Here is a 19729-nt window from a genome sequence, read left to right as displayed (position 1 = left end):
AAGATATAGAACAATAACGATTGATCTATATCAATATGAAAAAAGAGGAGTTGGAATTACAACTAGTCTAAACTCTGTGATCTTTTTCTGGGGTTCCATAATTTGCTTGCATATTTTGGCTATAACAGAGGGTAATTGTTTAATAAACAAAAACTGTTTCCCCAAACAGTTCATCCCCAACAGTAGCCAAACGAGCATTCATAAATTTAGAATATTAAAAAACTCTCTACAGGCATAATTTGTAGAGCAAGTCTTTATGGAAATTATTAAAACAGCAGTGTCTGATGACAGTTACAACTATGTACTAATGATAGCAATAAAAATGTAGTTGATATAGAGGGCTTTTTTCTATTTGTTGATATCTTAATAAATCTTATAAAAATTTATATCATTTTCTTCTATTGGTGTACAAAATAAAAAAGCTCCCTAAATAGGAAGCTTTTTTTGCTAACTTTTATTCAGCTTTTTCACGTGCAATCGCGCGGTAACCGATGTCACTACGGTATTGCATACCTGTGAAAGTTACTTGGCCGCATACTTCTAAAGCATTAATTTGTGCTTCAAGAACGCTGTCACCTAAAGCAGTTACGCAAAGTACACGTCCACCAGAAGTCACAATGTGACCATCTTCACGAGTTGCAGTACCTGCGTGGAAGATTTTAGTATCTTCTGGTGATTGGCCGATACCAGAAATCACATCGCCTTTACGTACGCTATCTGGGTATCCTTCTGCTGCAAGTACAACACCGATTGACTTACGCTCATCCCACTCAGCTTCGCTTGGTAAGTTACCCGCGATACCTGCTTCAACCAAATCAACAAGAGATGACTTTAAGCGCATCATGATTGGTTGAGTTTCAGGATCACCGAAACGGCAGTTAAATTCGATTACGCGTGGTTGACCTTGTTCATCAATCATTAAACCAGCATACAAGAAACCAGTGTAAATATGACCGTCAGCAGCCATACCATCAACAGTTGGACGCATAATTTCAGTCATCACACGTTCAAATACGTCTGGAGTTACAACTGGAGCAGGAGAGTAGGCACCCATACCGCCAGTGTTTGGTCCTTGGTCGCCTTCAAAAATACGTTTGTGATCTTGTGAAGTTGCCATTGGTAAAATATTTTTACCATCAATCATACAAATGAAAGAAGCTTCTTCACCAGCGAGGAATTGTTCAATTACGACACGTGAACCTGCATCACCAAATTTGTTGCCTGCAAGCATGTCATCAATTGCTGCAAAAGCTTCTTCGTTGGTCATTGCAACGATGACACCTTTACCTGCCGCTAGACCGTCAGCTTTAATTACAATTGGTGCGCCATTTTTTTCAACGTAAGCTTTCGCTGCATCAACTTCAGTAAATACTTCGTAAAAAGCAGTTGGAATGTTATGGCGTTTTAAAAAATGTTTAGCAAACGCTTTTGAGCCTTCAAGCTGCGCTGCATATTGAGTAGGGCCCCAAATTTTTAAACCAGCTTCACGTGCAGCATCTACTACACCATTTACTAATGGTGCTTCTGGACCAACAACAATCAGCTCAACATTATTTTCTTTAGCAAAAGCAATAATTGCAGGGTTGTCCAAAATATCAAGTTGGACGTTAACGCATTTTGCTTCTGTTGCCGTTCCGGCATTACCAGGCGCAACAAAAACTTGAGTAACTTTGGTATCTTGCGCGATTTTCCATGCTAAAGCATGCTCACGACCACCACTACCTAAAACTAAAATATTCATTTTTAATTTGTTCCTTAACTTTAATCCTTTTTCATCCCCCTCTATTTCTCGAAGTGGAGAGATAGTTCCATTATTGTGGAAAACCCTCCTGAATAAAAGGAGGGTTAGGGAGGACTAAATTTAAATTAGTGGCGGAAATGGCGCATACCAGTGAAGACCATTGCAATACCAGCTTCATCAGCTGCCGCAATAACTTCTTCATCACGCATAGAACCACCCGGTTGAATGATACATTTAATGCCAGCTTTAGCTGCATTATCAATACCGTCACGGAATGGGAAGAATGCATCAGATGCCATAACAGCGCCTTCAACAACCAAACCAGCATGCTCTGCTTTAATTGCAGCAATACGTGCTGAGTTAACACGGCTCATTTGACCCGCGCCTACACCAATAGTTTGACGGTTTTTTGCATAAACAATAGCGTTTGATTTTACATATTTCGCAACTTTCCATGCGAAAATAAGGTCATCAATTTCTTGTTCAGTAGGAGCACGTTTAGTAACTACTTTAAGATCATCTTTAGTGATCATGCCCAAGTCCTGGTCTTGAACAAGTAAGCCACCGTTAACGCGTTTATAGTCAAGTTGCGGAGCACGTGCATCAATTGCAGGTAATTCGCCACATACTAAAACACGAACATTTTTCTTCGCACCAGTTACCTCAAGTACGCCATCAGCAATGCTTGGAGCAATAATAACTTCGACGAATTGACGGTCAACAATTGCTTGAGCAGTTGCAACATCTAACTCACGGTTAAATGCAATAATGCCACCGAAAGCAGATTCTGGATCTGTTGCATAAGCTAAATCATAAGCAGCTTTAATACCGTCTAAAGAAACCGCAACACCACAAGGGTTAGCATGTTTTACGATGACACAAGCTGGTTTAGCAAATGATTTAACACATTCAAGTGCAGCATCTGTGTCAGCAATATTGTTATAAGACAATTCTTTGCCTTGTAATTGTTTTGCTGTAGAAACAGAAGCTTCTTTTGCGTTTGCTTCAACATAGAAAGCAGCAGATTGATGTGGGTTTTCACCGTAACGTAAATCTTGTGCTTTATTTAATTGAGTGTTGAACGTACGAGGGAATAAATCAGCTTCACCTTCGGTCTTACCAACGCGAGCGCCTAAGTAAGAAGCGATCATACCGTCGTATTGAGCTGTATGTTCAAATGCTTTAACCGCTAAATCGAAGCGTGTTTCATAAGAAAGTGAACCTGTAGCTTTTAATTCGCTAATCACTGTATCGTAATCTGAAGCATTTACAACAATACCTACAGAGGCATGGTTCTTAGCAGCAGCACGTACCATTGTCGGACCACCGATGTCGATATTTTCGATAGCATCAGCAAGAGAGCAGTTAGGTTTAGCAACTGTAGCTGCAAATGGATAAAGGTTGACAACAACTAGATCGATTGGATCAATGTTGTGTTCTTGCATAACTGCTTCGTCTAGACCACGACGAGCTAAAATGCCGCCATGAATTTTTGGATGTAGTGTTTTTACACGGCCATCCATCATTTCTGGGAAACCAGTATGTTCAGATACTTCAACAACAGCAATGTTATTATCTTTAAGCAACTTGTATGTGCCGCCTGTAGATAATAATTCTACCCCTAAAGCTGCAAGGTTTTGAGCAAATTCGACAATTCCTGTTTTGTCTGATACAGAAATCAAAGCACGTTTAATAGTCATGATGTTCAAGTCAACAATTTCAAGTCTACGGATTAAAACCAATTAGAAGCATAAAAAAATGCCCACGACGTCGTGAGCATTTTATCATTTATTCACTCATTAAACCGTGAGCTTTTAACTTTTTGCGTAAAGTGCCGCGGTTTAGTCCAAGAATCTCTGCGGCACGTGTTTGGTTGCCACGAGTATATTCAAGAACTACAGATAAAAGAGGTTTCTCCATTTCTGCTAGCACCATGTCATATACCTGAGATGGTTGCTCACCTTGCAATTGTGCAAAATAATGACGAACTGCGCGATCCACGTGGATGCGAAGAGCAACATCAGATTGTGCAGTAAAAATAGGAGATTTGCTATTCATGCGAGTTAATCCGAAAATCAAATACTAGCTTGGGTAAAGTAGTATATAAATGTGGTCTAAAAATACGGAGTCCTGTTTTAGATCCTAAAACAGTGACTCTAAAACATAAGAACAATTAGCTTGCCATAAATCTTCGTATTGAGTAAAAAATAAGCGTAACAATAGTTAAATATTTGTTACAGCCCCCTCAAAAACAAAAAAAGTTAGGCTATGCGCTTAATTTAGAAAAGCACACATGCTTAACAGTATATTTTTTGAATTGAGAGCGAGGAGTATATGAGTCAAAGCTTTCGTGGCGCGTATCATACCATTGTCTAGGAAAAAGTGAGCAAATTAACTGCATTTTTTTTTATTTTTTTTTCACTTTTTTTACAAATTAGGGGTGGACAATTTCTAATCGATAATTTACTAGGCTTTTTTTGCTTTTATTTAAATCAAATTGAAATTTAAACGGTGTATTAGTTGGGATACGTTGAATGCCTCGTAAATTTTCAACCAAGTATTGTTGAGGAGTAAAAATGATCTCTTCTTGATTGCCTTCTTGACCAAAACTTAATTTTAGGTTTGGTAACTCAATACTTTTATTATTTTGATTGACTAGAACGCCAGAAAATCGAGTATGTTCTATATCTATTCTACGTAGCTTTACCTTTTCTATATAAAGAAGTTGATATTGTTCAGCTGACTTACTGCAGTGCAGTATTTGACAGACATAATTAAATGCATGGCTAATAGCAGGGCTTTGCTGCATAAGTTTTGGGTTGAACCAGAGAATCTGAAAAGTAAAAACTAAAATCAGAATCAGATTCGCAGAACTCCAAAGTGTATAGTACAACCAGCTATGCTTTTTACCATTATCCTGTTCGGGTGAAGTTGCTTGTTCAGCTAAGTTGAGGTTGGGAAGAGCATTGATGGGCTCGTTGTGGAAGTAATTTAAATTATTTAAATATGTCAAAAGATCAATATTAGAGTTTTCAACTTTCTGATCAAAGATATCTAACACATGAGAATGTGTCATATATCGTGTTTGAATCGAGCCGTCAGCTAAAACAGATGAGTTTGTTGCTTCTGGGAGCTCAACGTTAACCAAGTTGGTAAGAGCATTAAAATTTAAATTACATTTAGGGCAACAAACCATACCCTGAGCAACAGTTAACTGGGTAAGAGAAACTTTATAAACTGTTAAACACTTAGGGCAGCGGGTTTGTTTTTCATTCATGAGTTAAATAATCTCAATTTATTGTTTTACGTTTTCCTGAAATGCGGCACCAGTTTTCTTCGCGCTTTTCGACATCTAATATATCAAAAAATTCAGAATAAACACCTGAAACATCAGCTACTTGCTCTTCAATTACACCAGCAAGTGCGAAATCACCATTAGATTTCAGTAATTGTGCAAACTCTGGCGCAAGTGCCATGAGCGGTCCTGCTAAAATATTTGCAACTAAAACGTCTGCCTGTTGAGGTTTGAATTCTTGATCGAACTCTTCAGGAAGACCCACATATAGGCGGTCTAAAACCCCATTGAGTTCTGCATTTTGTTTTGTCGCAAGAACAGCTTGAGGGTCAATATCTGTAGCATAGACTTTTTTAGCACCTAATAATAAAGCTGCAACGCCTAAAATGCCTGAACCACAACCATAATCAATAACGATTTTATCTTTTACATCGGTTTTACCTAACCATTGTAAACATAAGAATGTACTTGCATGGTTACCTGTACCAAAAGCAAGGCCTGGATCAAGTTTAATATTAGTCGCATCTGCTTCTGGTGGTTCTAGCCACTCAGGTACGATCCAGAATTTTTCCCCAATTTGAATCGGTTCATAATAATCCATCCATGCACGTTCCCAAACTTGGTCTTCAAGTTCTTCATGACGCATAGGTACATCTGGAAGTTGAGCTTTTAAGAAAGCTTCTAAAGTGTCAACATCAATTGGGTCTTGTTCGTCTTGTTGATAAATACCTGTAACAATAACTTTATTCCATAAAGGTGTTTCGCCTGGTAATGGTTCAAGCAAAGCCTGATCTTCAGCATCATCCAGCGTTACGCTTACCGCACCTAGAGACATTAAAAGTGTTTCTGTGAATTCAACTTGTTCTTGATCAACGGTAATGTGTATTTGTAACCACTTCACGAAAAGGACCTAAAAATTTTATTTAAAGGTGTATTGTAGCCGACTAGAATGGTTTAAAAAAGAAAACGGCCCATCTTTAATGGACCGCTTTTTGAAAATTTCGCTGTGTTATAGAAAAATTAAAACTTTTTTCTATACCTTAGGTTCAAACTATATTAGGGAGCAGGGGCCTTAAATTGTAGTTTGCCATTTTCGTTTGGTTGGCAAGTACCATTGAAGGTTGCACCATTATGGCTGTAAGAAACCCAATCACCCTGACGTTTTTTAGCACAAGCTCTCAGTTCTTTTTGCGTTACTGATGTACCTGACTCTGCAGCATGCTTGCTTGTTTTAGCAGTATGACTCGATTTAGTAGTATGAGTCGATTTGGCATTATGATTAGTCGCAGCGTGGGTCAACGTTACGCCTGAAAAACAAAGGAGAGATGCAGTTAAGATTTTTAACATGGTCGTTTTCATTTTGTGTTCCTTCTCGTTGCGTTAATTTTAAAGTCGTAGAAGTGCTGTACGTTTTTTATTCTAGAATGAAAAATTTTTAAAAACATTCACTTTGTATTGAATTCCTGAAACAAAATGTCAAAACATGTGGTGTAGCGTAAATCATGTGATGACAATTTTGTAATTATGTACATCAATAAGCAGATAATTTTGCTATAATGTTCCGTCTTTTTTTTCTGGTGTTTTTGTACTCATGCACTATCCTAAAGTTTATGATGTTATCGTTATCGGTGGCGGTCACGCAGGTACGGAAGCGGCACTTGCTGCGGCGCGTATGGGACGACAGACTTTGCTTTTGACCCATAACATTGAGACTTTGGGTCAGATGAGCTGTAACCCAGCAATTGGTGGTATTGGTAAATCACACTTAGTACGTGAAATTGATGCACTTGGTGGTGCAATGGCATTAGCTGCCGATAAAGGCGGTATTCAATTCCGTATTTTAAACTCGCGTAAAGGTGCCGCAGTGCGTGCAACACGTGCTCAGGCAGACCGTGTCCGTTATAAAGCTGCTATTCGCGAGACATTAGAAAACCAAGCAAATCTTGATATTTTCCAACAAGCGGCCGATGACCTGATTGTGGAAGGCGATACCGTTAAGGGTGTTGTGACCCAAATGGGTATTCGCTTTGATGCAAAAACTGTTGTATTGACTACAGGTACATTCTTGGGTGGTGTTATTCACGTTGGTTTAGAAAAATCAAGCGGTGGTCGTGCAGGAGATCCTCCTTCTATTGCTCTTGCTCAGCGTCTGCGTGAATTAAAACTACCAGTAGGTCGTTTAAAAACAGGTACTCCACCGCGTATTGATGCCCGTTCAGTTGACTTCTCTGTTATGACACCACAACCAGGTGACTTCCCATCTCCGGTGATGTCATTTATGGGGGATGCTTCAATGCATCCTGAACAAGTGAACTGCTATATCACACATACCAATGAAAAAACCCATGACATTATCCGTGGTGGTTTAGATCGTTCACCAATGTATACCGGGGTTATTGAGGGTGTAGGTCCACGTTACTGCCCATCAATTGAAGACAAAATTCATCGTTTTTCTGATAAAGACTCACATCAGGTGTTTTTAGAGCCAGAAGGTCTTGATACACATGAGCTTTATCCAAATGGTATTTCGACTTCATTACCATTTGATGTTCAGTTTGAACTTGTACGCTCAATTCGTGGTATGGAAAATGCCCACATTTTGCGTCCGGGCTACGCAATTGAATATGACTATTTTAATCCGCAAGCATTGAAATTTACCCTTGAAACCAAAGCTATTAACGGCTTGTATTTTGCTGGTCAAATTAATGGTACTACCGGTTATGAAGAAGCTGGTGCCCAAGGTTTACTTGCAGGTCTAAATGCTGCTCGCCGTGCCTGGGAGCAAGAAGAATGGACACCGAAACGTGACCAAGCTTATATGGGCGTATTGGTTGACGATTTGATCACCTTGGGTACGAAAGAACCATACCGCATGTTCACTTCACGTGCGGAATATCGTTTGATGTTACGTGAAGATAATGCCGATCAACGTTTAACAACTATTGGTCGTGAGCTTGGTTTAGTTGATGATGTTCGTTGGGCTGCTTATTGTGAAAAAATGGAAGCAGTTGAACGTGAAACATCTCGATTACAGCATTTATGGGCAGCGCCTAATAACCCAATGGGTAAAAAGTTTGTCGAAATGACTGGTGCTGACTTGAGTAAAGAATGTAGTGCGATTGATTTACTCAAACGTCCTAATATTAGTTTTGCTCAAATCGCAGAACTTACGGGTTCAGAAGTTTCAGAACAAGTGGGTGAGCAAATCGAGATCGCGGTTAAATATGAAGGTTATATTAACCGTCAGCATGAAGATGTAGCTCAGTTAAAGCGTCTTGAAGAAACCAAGATTCCTGCCGATTTTGATTATGATGTTGTTTCAGGTTTATCTCGTGAAATTACTCAGAAGTTAAAAACTGTGCGTCCGGAAACATTGGCTCAAGCAAGTCGTATTCCTGGTGTTACCCCAGCAGCTGTTCAACTTGTAATGATCACGATTCGTAAAAATAACATGGTCAAAAAAACAGCTTAATCATTTAGTAATTAAAAAAGCCCAGTTAAGACTGGGCTTTTTATTTTCTTATCAAAAAATATATGGAAACTTCCTAAGGAAGAAAATAGATTTCACTTCCTTTTTTTCTTATTTCACATGTTTTAAAACGAACGTTATATTGAATTCACGTTCAAACAAGAGGGCTTTAAACATGACAATGAAATCAATTCGCTATAATGGATATGATTTGGCATGCCAATGCTCATGTTCAACATAGCGCAAAAGAAGAAGCAGATCATTTTGGTGGAGGAGAACAGAATGATCTGAAAATAAATAAAACTCTAAATACTAATATAAAATTAAGAAAATTATTATTCAAAATCTAAAGAGAACCTGACGGTTCTCTTTTTTATATCTAGTCATTTGTTATCAGGTTCAATTTCTCGTACTGCATTGTGTACTTGAACTGGTTCAATATGGAGCAACTTTTTACCGAAACTTCGTAACCACCAGACGAGTTGAGATGTAAAAGGAACAGTTGCCGTAACTTCGACAATGTTTTCTTCAATTGGAGTAATTGTCTGATCTTTACTTAACTGACTTTCATAAAAAGTTTTGGCAGTTTGTTCAGTCATGGTTAAGGTGAGCTGTATCAATTCAGTAGGTTGGTTGTAGTCTACCCTGAAACCTAAAGCACCCGAGTCAATATAGTGATCAATATCAAAATTAACGGGGTGGAGCGCACGACTTTCTAAAACCTTAGCGGATTTGAAGCGGTGTAGGGCAAAGGTTTGTACTTCGGTTTTATCATGGCGGGTGCAAATTAAATAAATAACAGCACCTTTTTGGACCAATGCAAGCGGATTTAAAATATAAGTTTTATCTTCGCCTTGATTTACACGGGCTTGATAAACACACTCAATTTGTTTGTCTTGCAGTAAGCCTTCGTAAATTGCTTGTTGAGCAGCACGGTCGACTACAGGTGGAATCAGTGGTTGGCTTGCTGGCACAATACGGACACGATTAATCCATTGTCTTACATTATTTTGTGTAGACAGACTACGTTTTGCTAAGTCAAACCAAGGACCCATCTCATCAAGTAGACTTGGTGGGAGCAAATGTTTGAGATGTTCTTCAACCATCATAAAGGTTACTGCTTGAGAGCTTGTCATATGCGGTAAGCTTTGAATTGGTGCATCTGATTGCCACCGCCAGCCTTGAGGCACAGCTTTATTACTTTCAATTGGAAAACGCTGAGCAATTTGATTTAAATCACGCTGAATTGTCCTTAAACTGATTTCGATACCTTCACGCTCAAGCATTTCTTGCAATTCTCGAGTCCCGATCCATTTACCGGTAGGAAGGCGAGATAGAATCTGCCACTGGCGATATAAACTATTTGAAGTTTCTTTTTCTATTACAGACATAAGCGTAATACATCTATATCCAATTGCTTTGGTGTCAACACAATAAAAAAACTTTACACATTTAGCAAGTTTGTCAGATTCGGTTTATGGCACCTTTTACAATCAATGCTAAAATTTAAAAGAAAGTTATAACAATGAAAGCCAATAAGCATTATAGATATATAAGTGGCACTGAAATTGCTTATTTAAAAATGAAATATAGATAAATGATAAGACGAGGTTGCTATGTCAGAACAAGAGAAAGACCTACAAGCCGATATTGATTATTTTTTACAAGAGCAGGCGACCACCGCATTACTTAACCAGACTTCGTTTATGGACAATCTTTCGGTACAAACGAACTTATTTGAACAGCTAAAATCGCAGTTTTTTAACGAAATGCTAGACGATGTGACATCTAACGGTGCTGCTTCTAAAAAAATTGAGCAATGGTTGAGCATTCGAACTTTAGATGAGCTTAAGCAGTTAAATACGGAGGCCAAACAACATTTTCTCTATCACGGTATTACATTTAATGTTTACGGCGATAAAGAGGGTGTAGAGCGAACCATTCCTTTTGATTTAATCCCGAGGGTAATTGAAAAAAAACAGTGGGAAAAAATAGCAGCTGGATGTGCACAGCGAGTTAAAGCTTTAAACTATTTTTTAGATGATATTTATCATGGACAACATATTTTAAAGGAACAGTTAATTCCAGAAAATCATATTATTTGTCATGAGGCTTTTCAGCCACACATGCTCAAGCACAAGCTTAAAGGTAAAATTTATTCTCAAATTAGCGGCATAGATATTATACGAGATGGCGAAGGTGAATTTTTTGTACTAGAAGATAATTTAAGAACACCTTCTGGCGTCTCTTATATGATTGAATGTAGAAATATTAGTCAGCAACTCATGCCTGAACTTTGTGCTGCAAATAATTTGCAAGGCATTGAACATTACCCAAGCTTATTAAAAGAAATACTTCAAGAAAACTCAGAAGTTGATTGTCCTTTTATCGTAGTTTTAACACCAGGGCGTTTTAATAGTGCTTATTACGAACATGCCTTTTTGGCGCGTGAAATGGATGTGCCACTGGTTACTAACCGAGATTTATTTGTAGAAAATGATCAAGTTTTTGTAAAAACAATTCGTGGACGTCAAAAGGTTGATGTGATTTATCGTCGGTTAGATGATGATTTTTTAGATCCGCTTGCCTTTAGACCTGATAGTGCCCTAGGGGTAGCAGGTCTTATGTCCGCTTATTTACAAAAAAATGTAGTGATTGCAAATGCACCTGGTACTGGTGTAGCCGATGATAAATCGATTTATCCGTATGTTGATCAGATGATTCAATATTATTTAGGTGAAACACCAATTCTGAAGAATGTCCCTACTTATCAATGCCGAGAAAAAGAACATTTAGACTATGTATTGTCTCATCTAGATCAATTAGTGATTAAGGAAGCTCAAGGGTCTGGTGGTTATGGCATGTTAATTGGTCCTAAGGCGAGTGCATGTGAAATTGATGAATTTAGAAAAAAATTGATTGCTACACCACACGAATATATTGCACAGCCAACATTAGCTTTATCTGTTGCACCGACTTTAACGACATCAGGAGTGGCTGAGCGCCACATCGACTTACGTCCGTTTGTATTGAGTTCCCCATATCGCACTGAAATTGTACCGGGAGGCTTAACACGAGTGGCCATGCAAGCAGGATCTTTAGTCGTAAATTCCTCACAAGGAGGAGGCATTAAAGATACATGGGTCGTTGAAACGCTACATTCCTAATAGTCGGTTAAAGAGGAAATTTATGGTTTTACTCAATTCGAGTGCACACCACATTTATTGGTTGGGCCGTTATTTAATGCGGATTAAATTTGCTGTATCACATTTACCATTTACCGATGATGAAAAAGCAACTCAATTTGCAGCGGCATTTGGACTGGTCATTGAGCAAGCAGAATTACTGAACTGCTATATGTTGGATACGAAACAAACATATTCATTACTGAACCAGTTCATGATTGCTAAAGATAATATTCAAGAGTTAAGAGGGATACTATCTTCTAGCGCTTATGCCGAACTGAATCATGCGATTAAGTCACTTCAAGCTCATCCTGATTCATTAAATAAAGCTTTAGCTCAATGTAATCAAATACTTGATTCTGAAAATGAAGATATAGCCTTATTTCTGAATTTAGGAAAGAAAGTAGAGCAATTAGATATACAACTACGTTTTCAGCAAGACCTTACGGGACTTTTACAGGAGCTAGAAAAATTGCTTCAACAGCTGAATGACTTAGGATGGGAGAAGCTAAATCAATCTTGGCAATTATTAAAAGATCATCCGTCTTGGGATGCTTATTATAATTTTACTCAGCAGCTGGAATATATGTTCGAGGCATGATTATGAAATTGATGATTAATCATCAAACGCATTATAACTATACTGAAACTGCTAAAAACAGTATTCAGTATATTAAGATGATGCCTCAAACATCGCTGCATCAACATGTTGTGAATTGGGCAATCAGTGTGCCAGGTGATAAGACACTCAAAAGAGATATTTTTAATAATATTTGGTTAACCGCTACGCAGCGTTATGAATACCAACATCTTACTTTTATGGCGCAGGGTATTGTTGAGCTTTTAAATACAGAGATAGGTGGAGTAGATGTACCTATACCATCAAAAATATTTCTTCAAAGTACAGCGGCCACTCAATATGATTCTGAAATGTTGGATTTTGCCCAGAAAATTGTAACCGTCAAAGATCGACAACACATTGCTTTGCTCAGTGAAAATATTCTGCAAAAGATGCCATATCAACCAGATAGTACATCTGTTCATACGACTGCCACGCAAGCCTTTCATGCAGCTCAAGGAGTATGTCAAGATCATGCACATGTTTTAATCGCCATGTGTCGTGCGTTACAATTACCAGCACGTTATGTCTCTGGTTATTTATTTGATCAAAATTATCCGCACCTTGCCAGTCACGCTTGGGCGGAGGTATTTTTAGATAATCAGTGGTATTGTTTTGATGTAAGCAATCAATTGTTTACGCCAAAGCATCATATTTATCTCGCAGTTGGACGGGACTATCTTGATGTTGCCCCAATTAGAGGTGTGCGAGAACAGGGTGGTATTGAAAATATGATGTCTGTGGTTCAAGTGTTGGCTTGTTGAATGTAAAGAGAACGAAATGACCTATTGTTGTGCGCTGAGATTAGAACAGGGTTTGGTGTTTATAAGTGACACTCGAACTAATGCAGGGGTCGATCATATTTCTGTATTTCGTAAGCTTCATACTTTCGGTGTAACGGGAGAGCGTTTTATTGCCTTGCAAACAGCAGGTAATTTAGCAACGACACAAGCGGTTATCGGGCATTTGCAAAATGCGCTTACTTTGCAGCAAGAGCCTAATTTATATAGTATTAATACAATGTTTGAAGTGGCTGATTTAGTCGGTAAAACTTTAAAAAATGTTTTAGAAGATATTAGCTCAGATACTCAAGAACAAATGAATTATGCTTGTAGTATTTTGGTGGGTGGACAAATTAAAGGCGGTGATATGCAGCTTTATAATGTTTATCCGCAAGGTAATTTTATTTGTGCTACAACCGACACGCCTTACTTTCAAATTGGTGAAAGTAAATATGGTAAGCCTATTTTAGATCGTGCTTTATATTATGCAATGCCGTTAGATGATGCTCTACGCTGTAGTTTAATCTCATTTGACTCAACACTGCGTTCTAATGTGTCGGTAGGTTTACCATTAGATGCCTTGGTCTATAGCAGAGATAGTTTTGTGATTCCTATGGGTAAACGAATTAGTGAAGATGATCCATATTTTTCACAAATTAGTCGTCAGTGGTCGGATACTTTACGTCGTGGTTTACAGGAAATGCCTAAACCTACAGATGATTATTGGCGTTAAAAGGTATTTCAAATAAAAAAATCCAAGCAAGCTTGGATTTTTTATTTACTAAATTATTAAGTACTTTGGCGGACTGGACGAGTGCTTAAGCGGCAAAGTAATTCATAACCAATTGTGCCGTTAGCTTCAGCAACGTCATCAACTAAACGATGATTACCCCAAAGTTCCACTTGGGTACCAAGTTTTACCTGAGTATTTGTGACATCAATCGCTATCATATCCATACTTACACGTCCTACAACTGGACAAAGTTTGCCATCAATAGCGACAAAGTTTTGCTTAACATAAGCTCTTGGATAACCATCACCATAGCCAATAGAAACTATGGCAATATCCATAGCCTGTTGAGCGCAAAAAGTTGAACCATAACCCACATGTTCACCAGCTTGAATATGATTTAACGCGATAACTTCTGCTGTGAAAGTCATGACTGGTTTTAAATCAAGCTCATGTACTGTTTTATCTGCAAAAGGTGAAGCACCGTAGAGCATAATACCCGGTCGTACATAGTCAAAATTCATTTCTGGCCATTTAAAAATAGCCGCTGAATTACAGCAAGATGCTAAAACTGGTTCACAAGCTTGTTTTACTTGCAAAAATTGCTGTTTTTGTTGTTCATTTAAAGGATGGTCTACATCTGCATTGGCAAAATGCATAGCAAGTACACAGGTAAATCCTTCAGATTTTAAAGTTTTAATGATTTCAATAACTTCTGGGTTCTTAAAACCTAAACGGTTCATACCGCTATTTAATTTAACCCATACTTTTAAGCCTTGGGCAATGTATGCTTGTTTGTGTTTAATTAACCATTCAAACTGTTGTTGATGATGAATAACACATTCAAATTTTTGCTCAATTGCGACGGGCATTTCATCTTCAGAAAATACGCCTTCAATTAAAGTAACTGGTTGTTCGAAACCAAGTTCACGGATTTCTAATCCTTCTTGTAGGCAGGCGACACCAAAGGCATCTGAGGCATTTAAGGCTGCTAAACAGTCTTTGACTCCATGTCCGTAAGCATTGGCTTTTACCATACTTACGATTTTTGAATTTGCTGCGAGTTGTTTGACACGGTTTAAATTATATTGAAGCGCTTGGCGATCAATATAAACTGTTGCTTGACGCACCCTCATTTACTCCTTTGGGCTAGAGATAGAGTTTATTCTTCATCATCATATTGGCTGTAATACTCAGGAGAGAGATTACTAAAACGAGTATATTGACCTTCAAAGGCAAGGCGAACAGTACCAATAGGGCCGTTACGCTGTTTACCAATGATAATTTCTGCGGTGCCTGCTTCTTTAGATTCTTTGTTATAGACTTCATCACGGTAAATGAACATGATTAAGTCGGCATCCTGTTCAATCGCACCCGATTCACGTAAGTCGGACATTACTGGGCGTTTATTTGGACGGTTTTCCAGACTTCGGTTAAGCTGGGAAAGTGCAATCACAGGACAGTGCATTTCTTTTGCCAAGGCTTTTAAGCTTCGTGAAATTTCCGAGATCTCGCCAACACGGTTATCGCCCATACCCGGAACTTTCATTAATTGTAAATAATCGACCATGATACAGCCGATTTTACCATCATGCATTTTTGCAATACGTCTAGCTCGGGCACGAACCTCTGTTGGTGGTAAAGCTGACGAATCATCAATGTATAAATGCATTTGTTGAAGCTGCAAAATAGTACCAGTAACTTTAGTCCACTCATCTGCATCTAAATTACCTGAACGTAAATGTCCTTGGTGAACTTTACCCATTGCAGAGATTAGACGCATTGCAATTGAGTCGGCTGGCATCTCCATAGAGAATACGAGAGCAGGGAGTTTATTGTATTGCAAAACACTTTCAACCAAGTTCATGGCAAAGGTAGTTTTACCCATAGACGGACGTGCCGCGACAATAATTAAGTCTCCAGGTTGCATACCGGAAGTTTTATTATCGAGTTCTAAGAAGCCAGTAGTTAAACCAGTAATATTGCCATCGAGTTTTGAAAGTTCATCAAGTTTACTAATTACATCGGCTGTTACAGAGCTAATTGCTTTAGGGCCAGAATCTTTTTTATTGTTATTGTGCTGTTCAGCTAAAGAGAAAATACTGGTTTCGGCTAAATCTAAAATTTCACTAACACCACGCCCTTTTGTGTCATAAGCATTTTGTAAAATTTCAGTACTTACCTTGATCATACTGCGTAGTGTAGAGAATTCTTTAATTTTGGTTGCATAGGTTTCAAGGTTATAGAAACTTGAAGGTGAATCAGCCATAAGCTGCATTAAGTATTCTTCACCACCAATAGCATCAAGTAAGTTTTGTTTTAAAAGCCAGTCATTCACTAAGACCGCATCATAAGGTGAATTTTCCTGCGCTAATTTTTCAATTGCGCGGTAAATATATTTATGACGAGTGGCATAAAAATCATTTTCTTTGAGTAGGTCACTGATTTGTTCAAAAGATTCAGCAACGGTCATCAATGCAGCAAGCACTGCTTGTTCAATGGCTAAATTGTGTGGGGGAGTGCGAAACTCTTTAAGTTGGCCTGATTCACTCGTCTTATTTTCTGTTGGAGATGAAAGCGTTAAAGAAGTGGCATTCGCCTGAGACATAATTAGACCTGATGATAAAATGTGTGCACAAAAAAAGGGTTTTAAGCCGAGAACTATCTTAAAACAAAAATAAATAAACTACCTAATTAAAAAACCAATTAAACTGAAGAACTGATCAGGAATTAATATATCTAATTTTATTTCATAAATTTAAGAGATAAAAAAAGAGCATGCGTGAGCATGCTCTTTTTTTGATGAGAAATTACTCAGATACGATAGTAACGAGAACTTCTGCAACAACATCATGATGCAATTGGATTGCGATGTTGAATTCACCAGTGTGACGAAGCGCACCGTTTGGTAAACGAACTTCTGCACGGTCAACTGTAAGACCAGCATTCGTTAACGCGTCAGCGATGTCACGAGTACCGATAGAACCGAAGAGTTTACCTTCGTCACCAGCTTTAGCAGTGATAACGATGTTAACTTCATTCAATTGTTCAGCACGTGCTTGAGCAGCAGCTAATACTTCAGCTTCTTGCTTCTCAAGTTCAGCACGACGAGCTTCAAAAGCAGCAGTGTTAGCTTCAGTAGCTGCAACTGCTTTACCTTGAGGGATAAGGAAGTTACGGCCGTAACCAGCTTTAACTGATACTTTATCGCCTAATTTACCAAGGTTCTTAATGCGTTGTAATAAGATAACGTCCACAGATCACCTCACTTATGGTTGTCAGTGTACGGAATCAAAGACAAATAGCGAGCTTGTTTGATAGCAAGTGCTAATTGACGTTGATAACGAGCTTTAGTACCAGTGATACGGCTAGGAACAATCTTGCCGTTTTCAGTGATGTACTGTTTTAAAGTGTCGATATCTTTGTAGTCGATGTACGCAACATTCTCAGCTGTAAAGCGGCAGAACTTGCGACGACGGTAAAAACGTGCCATTGATGTTCTCCTTATTCAGCTTCTTGAGCAACTTGCTGTGCTTCTTCGCGTTGAGCTTTACGCGCACGCTTTTCTTCAGCACTCTTAGCAAGCAATGACTCTTCAGTGATTGCGTGTTCACGACGGATGATAAGGTTACGAATGATCGCGTCGTTATAACGGAATAATTCTTCTAACTCATCAAGCGTAGTTTGACCACATTCAACATTCATAAGAATGTAGTGCGCTTTGTGAATTTTGTTAATTGGGTAAGCCAATTGACGACGGCCCCAATCTTCTAAACGGTGAATTTGACCATCAGCTTCTTTGATCTGAGAGATATAGCGTTCAACCATACCTACAACTTGATCGCTTTGGTCTGGATGTACCAAAAGTACGATTTCGTAATGACGCATTGTCAGCTCCTTACGGTTTAAACAGCCCCTAAAAAATTAGAAGCAAGGAGTCATAGCTAAAATATAAATAGCTACGTCGCAAAAAATGCGAAGGCTGAATTATAGGTAAAAATTAGACTAAAAACAAATCTTTTGATAAGAAATATGAAAAGTTGTTTTTGAGGAGGAAATCCTCCCTTAATTAAAAGAGAGGAAGATTTGGAGCAGGGGATTGATAGGTAAAGCTAAAGCTCAAACTTAACAGGGTAATTAATATGACCGAGTAGAGGAAAAAACGTTTAGCCCAAAGTTGATCGTTTTCGGCTTTGAATCCAATAATCGATAAATAGAACCAGTATGCAGTTAAAGCATTAAAGGTAATTAAAAAGAATACATTGGTATAACCAAAACAATATAACCCGTTCAAAACAGCTGCAAATAACAGGATATATATTACACATTCAATTTTCGTACGATAAATAGAACGTGCTACAGGCAAAATTGGAATTCCTGCATTTTTGTAATCATCAAAACGATAAATTGCAATTGCCCAAGAGTGAGGCATTTGCCATAAACCGTATGCTAAAAACAAAAGCAAGGCTGCCACATCAAATTGATGAGTTACCGCTGTATAACCAATAACAGGAGGACTCGCTCCGGAGATACTACCAATAACGGTTTGATGGATTGAGGTACGTTTGGTCCACAAGCTATAAAAACCGACATAGACAACAAAACCAATTACTGCAAACAAAAATGCGTAACCATTTACACCAAACCACAAAATGCTAAAACCAATTATCCCAAGTACAAACGCATATATAAGCGCAACAGTAGGAGAGATGGTTTTTTTAACAAGTGCGCGGTTTTGAGTGCGCTGCATCTTTGTATCAATATCTTGATCAATAACATTATTGACGACACAACCTGAGGCAACGACTAACGTTGTTCCAATGAGAGTGAGCAATAATAATAAGATGTCTATAGAGCCTTGGGCGGCTAAGAAGAAGCCGCCCAAAGTGGTAACGAAATTACCGAAGAGAATTCCTGGTTTAGTCAGGAATAAATACTTTTTCAACATGACAATCAGTTTAGATCATCATATTGTAGTGAAGATAATTCATAATCCACACAGAACCGATTAACAGTACAGCGATACATAGGATCGTGTAGATAAATGCAATCATATTCCAACGTTGTTCAGATGATGTATTCATGTGTAAGAAGTACACAAGTTGTACAAGAACCTGAGCAACGGCAGTAATTGCAATCACTGTAACTAAAAGACCACGGCTGAAACCGCCTGCCATCACCATCCCGAATGGGATGATGGTAAGGATAACAGATAGAATAAAACCTACAGTGTATTGCTTAAAGTTACCGTGTGACGCACCAGCAGCATTATGCTCATGACTACTCATTAGAGAACTCCCAGTAAGTAAACGACGCTGAATACACAGATCCAAACGATGTCAAGGAAGTGCCAGAACAAGCTTAAGCAAGCAAGACGACGTGTATTCGGTAAAGTCAAACCTTTAGTTTTGATTTGATACATCAATACCAACATCCACACTAAACCAGAAGTTACGTGGATACCGTGCGTACCAACCAAAGTAAAGAACGATGACAAGAATGCACTATGAGTTGGACCATGACCTTCCTCTACAAGGTGATGGAATTCATAGAGCTCCATACCGATGAAGGTTGCACCAAAAAGGAATGTAATAAATAACCAAGTAATAACTTGATTTACATTCTTTTTATAAGAGGCAAGTACAGCAAAACCGAAAGTTACCGATGAAATCAATAAGGCAAATGTTTCAGTTAACACGTAGCCTAATGAATTATGGAACAGGTCATATGCACTTGGAGTCCCTGCTGGAACATGACTGCTTAATACAGCGAACGCAATGAAGAGTGATCCGAAAAGAATCAAGTCACTCATCAAGTATGTCCAGAAACCAAAGACCGTTAAATCTGTATCATCATGTTCATGATGACCATCGTGGCCATGGTTGTCGTGATGAAGTACTTCAGCCAT

General features: G+C 38.4%; 21 protein-coding genes. 6 read left to right on the top strand and 15 right to left on the bottom strand.

What is annotated here, in order from left to right; genetic code table 11:
- Positions 1–454: 454 nt before the first annotated feature.
- The 6 genes from purD to ABLC00_RS11980 all read right to left on the bottom strand — a co-directional run bounded on the left by purD (position 455) and on the right by ABLC00_RS11980 (position 6395).
- Positions 455–1741 carry a phosphoribosylamine--glycine ligase gene (gene purD / locus ABLC00_RS12005; protein ID WP_004886419.1) on the bottom strand — a complete coding sequence of 429 codons (1287 nt, stop codon included), beginning with the start codon at positions 1739–1741 and terminating at the stop codon, positions 455–457.
- A gap of 125 nt (positions 1742–1866) precedes the next feature.
- On the bottom strand, positions 1867–3441 hold the full coding sequence (purH, locus tag ABLC00_RS12000) for a bifunctional phosphoribosylaminoimidazolecarboxamide formyltransferase/IMP cyclohydrolase (protein ID WP_004708032.1): 1575 nt from the start codon (positions 3439–3441) through the stop codon (positions 1867–1869).
- Positions 3442–3529: 88 nt separating this feature from the next.
- Positions 3530–3799 carry a DNA-binding transcriptional regulator Fis gene (fis, locus tag ABLC00_RS11995; RefSeq protein WP_001086304.1) on the bottom strand — a complete coding sequence of 90 codons (270 nt, stop codon included), beginning with the start codon at positions 3797–3799 and terminating at the stop codon, positions 3530–3532.
- 376 nt (positions 3800–4175) lie between these two features.
- Positions 4176–5018 carry a zinc-ribbon and DUF3426 domain-containing protein gene (locus ABLC00_RS11990; RefSeq protein ID WP_004886424.1) on the bottom strand — a complete coding sequence of 281 codons (843 nt, stop codon included), beginning with the start codon at positions 5016–5018 and terminating at the stop codon, positions 4176–4178.
- 13 nt (positions 5019–5031) lie between these two features.
- Positions 5032–5937 (bottom strand): 50S ribosomal protein L11 methyltransferase, encoded by a 906-nt coding sequence (prmA, locus tag ABLC00_RS11985; RefSeq protein WP_004886427.1) that lies wholly within the window; start codon positions 5935–5937, stop codon positions 5032–5034.
- A gap of 155 nt (positions 5938–6092) precedes the next feature.
- Positions 6093–6395: a hypothetical protein gene (locus ABLC00_RS11980; RefSeq protein WP_002049150.1), complete on the bottom strand. Its 303-nt coding sequence runs from the start codon at positions 6393–6395 to the stop codon at positions 6093–6095.
- Positions 6396–6627: 232 nt separating this feature from the next.
- Between ABLC00_RS11980 and mnmG the strand changes: the two genes are divergently transcribed.
- Positions 6628–8508 carry a tRNA uridine-5-carboxymethylaminomethyl(34) synthesis enzyme MnmG gene (gene mnmG / locus ABLC00_RS11975; RefSeq protein ID WP_004886430.1) on the top strand — a complete coding sequence of 627 codons (1881 nt, stop codon included), beginning with the start codon at positions 6628–6630 and terminating at the stop codon, positions 8506–8508.
- A 197-nt stretch (positions 8509–8705) separates the two neighbouring features.
- The gene (locus ABLC00_RS11970) at positions 8706–8855 is read left to right on the top strand and encodes a hypothetical protein (RefSeq protein WP_369028948.1); all 150 of its coding nucleotides are present in this window, start codon (positions 8706–8708) and stop codon (positions 8853–8855) included.
- Positions 8856–8888: 33 nt separating this feature from the next.
- Here ABLC00_RS11970 and ABLC00_RS11965 read toward each other — a convergent pair whose 3' ends face one another.
- Complete coding sequence (locus ABLC00_RS11965; protein ID WP_002049181.1) at positions 8889–9896, bottom strand: YafY family protein; 1008 nt, start codon at positions 9894–9896, stop codon at positions 8889–8891.
- 225 nt (positions 9897–10121) lie between these two features.
- Between ABLC00_RS11965 and ABLC00_RS11960 the strand changes: the two genes are divergently transcribed.
- The 4 genes from ABLC00_RS11960 to ABLC00_RS11945 are packed head-to-tail and all read left to right on the top strand — an operon-like array spanning position 10122 to position 13824.
- The gene (locus tag ABLC00_RS11960; RefSeq protein WP_004886434.1) at positions 10122–11672 is read left to right on the top strand and encodes a circularly permuted type 2 ATP-grasp protein; all 1551 of its coding nucleotides are present in this window, start codon (positions 10122–10124) and stop codon (positions 11670–11672) included.
- Positions 11673–11694: 22 nt separating this feature from the next.
- Entirely contained in the window at positions 11695–12291 is a 597-nt protein-coding gene (locus ABLC00_RS11955) for an alpha-E domain-containing protein (protein ID WP_002049176.1), read from the top strand.
- Positions 12292–12293: 2 nt separating this feature from the next.
- On the top strand, positions 12294–13073 hold the full coding sequence (locus ABLC00_RS11950) for a transglutaminase family protein (protein WP_004886437.1): 780 nt from the start codon (positions 12294–12296) through the stop codon (positions 13071–13073).
- A 16-nt stretch (positions 13074–13089) separates the two neighbouring features.
- Positions 13090–13824 carry a proteasome-type protease gene (locus tag ABLC00_RS11945; RefSeq protein ID WP_002049189.1) on the top strand — a complete coding sequence of 245 codons (735 nt, stop codon included), beginning with the start codon at positions 13090–13092 and terminating at the stop codon, positions 13822–13824.
- Between the two features lie 56 nt (positions 13825–13880).
- On the opposite strand, the gene alr is transcribed toward ABLC00_RS11945, so the two are convergent.
- The 8 genes from alr to cyoC form a co-directional block, all read right to left on the bottom strand.
- Complete coding sequence (alr, locus tag ABLC00_RS11940; protein WP_006580568.1) at positions 13881–14951, bottom strand: alanine racemase; 1071 nt, start codon at positions 14949–14951, stop codon at positions 13881–13883.
- Positions 14952–14983: 32 nt separating this feature from the next.
- Positions 14984–16429, bottom strand: a complete 1446-nt coding sequence (gene dnaB / locus ABLC00_RS11935; RefSeq protein WP_002049228.1) for a replicative DNA helicase — start codon at positions 16427–16429, stop codon at positions 14984–14986.
- Positions 16430–16631: 202 nt separating this feature from the next.
- Positions 16632–17078, bottom strand: a complete 447-nt coding sequence (rplI, locus tag ABLC00_RS11930) for a 50S ribosomal protein L9 (protein WP_000382591.1) — start codon at positions 17076–17078, stop codon at positions 16632–16634.
- Positions 17079–17086: 8 nt separating this feature from the next.
- Positions 17087–17314 (bottom strand): 30S ribosomal protein S18, encoded by a 228-nt coding sequence (rpsR, locus tag ABLC00_RS11925; protein WP_000090661.1) that lies wholly within the window; start codon positions 17312–17314, stop codon positions 17087–17089.
- 11 nt (positions 17315–17325) lie between these two features.
- Positions 17326–17709 carry a 30S ribosomal protein S6 gene (gene rpsF, locus ABLC00_RS11920; RefSeq protein WP_002049107.1) on the bottom strand — a complete coding sequence of 128 codons (384 nt, stop codon included), beginning with the start codon at positions 17707–17709 and terminating at the stop codon, positions 17326–17328.
- 181 nt (positions 17710–17890) lie between these two features.
- Positions 17891–18769 (bottom strand): heme o synthase, encoded by an 879-nt coding sequence (cyoE, locus tag ABLC00_RS11915; RefSeq protein ID WP_004886446.1) that lies wholly within the window; start codon positions 18767–18769, stop codon positions 17891–17893.
- Between the two features lie 10 nt (positions 18770–18779).
- The gene (locus ABLC00_RS11910; protein ID WP_000094534.1) at positions 18780–19109 is read right to left on the bottom strand and encodes a cytochrome o ubiquinol oxidase subunit IV; all 330 of its coding nucleotides are present in this window, start codon (positions 19107–19109) and stop codon (positions 18780–18782) included.
- Complete coding sequence (gene cyoC, locus ABLC00_RS11905) at positions 19109–19729, bottom strand: cytochrome o ubiquinol oxidase subunit III (protein WP_002049203.1); 621 nt, start codon at positions 19727–19729, stop codon at positions 19109–19111. Before cyoC ends, ABLC00_RS11910 begins: the two co-directional genes overlap by 1 nt.

The organism is Acinetobacter nosocomialis (assembly GCF_041021905.1).
Taxonomy (GTDB): domain Bacteria; phylum Pseudomonadota; class Gammaproteobacteria; order Pseudomonadales; family Moraxellaceae; genus Acinetobacter; species Acinetobacter nosocomialis.
Note: the sequence above shows the minus strand (reverse complement) of the source record. Positions and strands in the feature narration are given on the sequence as shown.

Excerpts from the sequence above, each read along its gene's own strand:
- purD (WP_004886419.1), bottom strand. The coding sequence starts at position 1,741 with ATGAATATTTTAGTTTTAGGTAGTGGTGGTCGTGAGCATGCTTTAGCA.
- purH (WP_004708032.1), bottom strand. The coding sequence starts at position 3,441 with ATGACTATTAAACGTGCTTTGATTTCTGTATCAGACAAAACAGGAATT.
- fis (WP_001086304.1), bottom strand. The coding sequence starts at position 3,799 with ATGAATAGCAAATCTCCTATTTTTACTGCACAATCTGATGTTGCTCTT.
- ABLC00_RS11990 (WP_004886424.1), bottom strand. The coding sequence starts at position 5,018 with ATGAATGAAAAACAAACCCGCTGCCCTAAGTGTTTAACAGTTTATAAA.
- ABLC00_RS11980 (WP_002049150.1), bottom strand. The coding sequence starts at position 6,395 with ATGAAAACGACCATGTTAAAAATCTTAACTGCATCTCTCCTTTGTTTT.
- mnmG (WP_004886430.1), top strand. The coding sequence starts at position 6,628 with ATGCACTATCCTAAAGTTTATGATGTTATCGTTATCGGTGGCGGTCAC.
- ABLC00_RS11970 (WP_369028948.1), top strand. The coding sequence starts at position 8,706 with ATGGATATGATTTGGCATGCCAATGCTCATGTTCAACATAGCGCAAAA.
- ABLC00_RS11965 (WP_002049181.1), bottom strand. The coding sequence starts at position 9,896 with ATGTCTGTAATAGAAAAAGAAACTTCAAATAGTTTATATCGCCAGTGG.
- ABLC00_RS11960 (WP_004886434.1), top strand. The coding sequence starts at position 10,122 with ATGTCAGAACAAGAGAAAGACCTACAAGCCGATATTGATTATTTTTTA.
- ABLC00_RS11955 (WP_002049176.1), top strand. The coding sequence starts at position 11,695 with ATGGTTTTACTCAATTCGAGTGCACACCACATTTATTGGTTGGGCCGT.
- ABLC00_RS11950 (WP_004886437.1), top strand. The coding sequence starts at position 12,294 with ATGAAATTGATGATTAATCATCAAACGCATTATAACTATACTGAAACT.
- ABLC00_RS11945 (WP_002049189.1), top strand. The coding sequence starts at position 13,090 with ATGACCTATTGTTGTGCGCTGAGATTAGAACAGGGTTTGGTGTTTATA.
- dnaB (WP_002049228.1), bottom strand. The coding sequence starts at position 16,429 with ATGTCTCAGGCGAATGCCACTTCTTTAACGCTTTCATCTCCAACAGAA.
- rpsR (WP_000090661.1), bottom strand. The coding sequence starts at position 17,314 with ATGGCACGTTTTTACCGTCGTCGCAAGTTCTGCCGCTTTACAGCTGAG.
- rpsF (WP_002049107.1), bottom strand. The coding sequence starts at position 17,709 with ATGCGTCATTACGAAATCGTACTTTTGGTACATCCAGACCAAAGCGAT.
- cyoE (WP_004886446.1), bottom strand. The coding sequence starts at position 18,769 with ATGTTGAAAAAGTATTTATTCCTGACTAAACCAGGAATTCTCTTCGGT.
- ABLC00_RS11910 (WP_000094534.1), bottom strand. The coding sequence starts at position 19,109 with ATGAGTAGTCATGAGCATAATGCTGCTGGTGCGTCACACGGTAACTTT.
- cyoC (WP_002049203.1), bottom strand. The coding sequence starts at position 19,729 with ATGGCTGAAGTACTTCATCACGACAACCATGGCCACGATGGTCATCAT.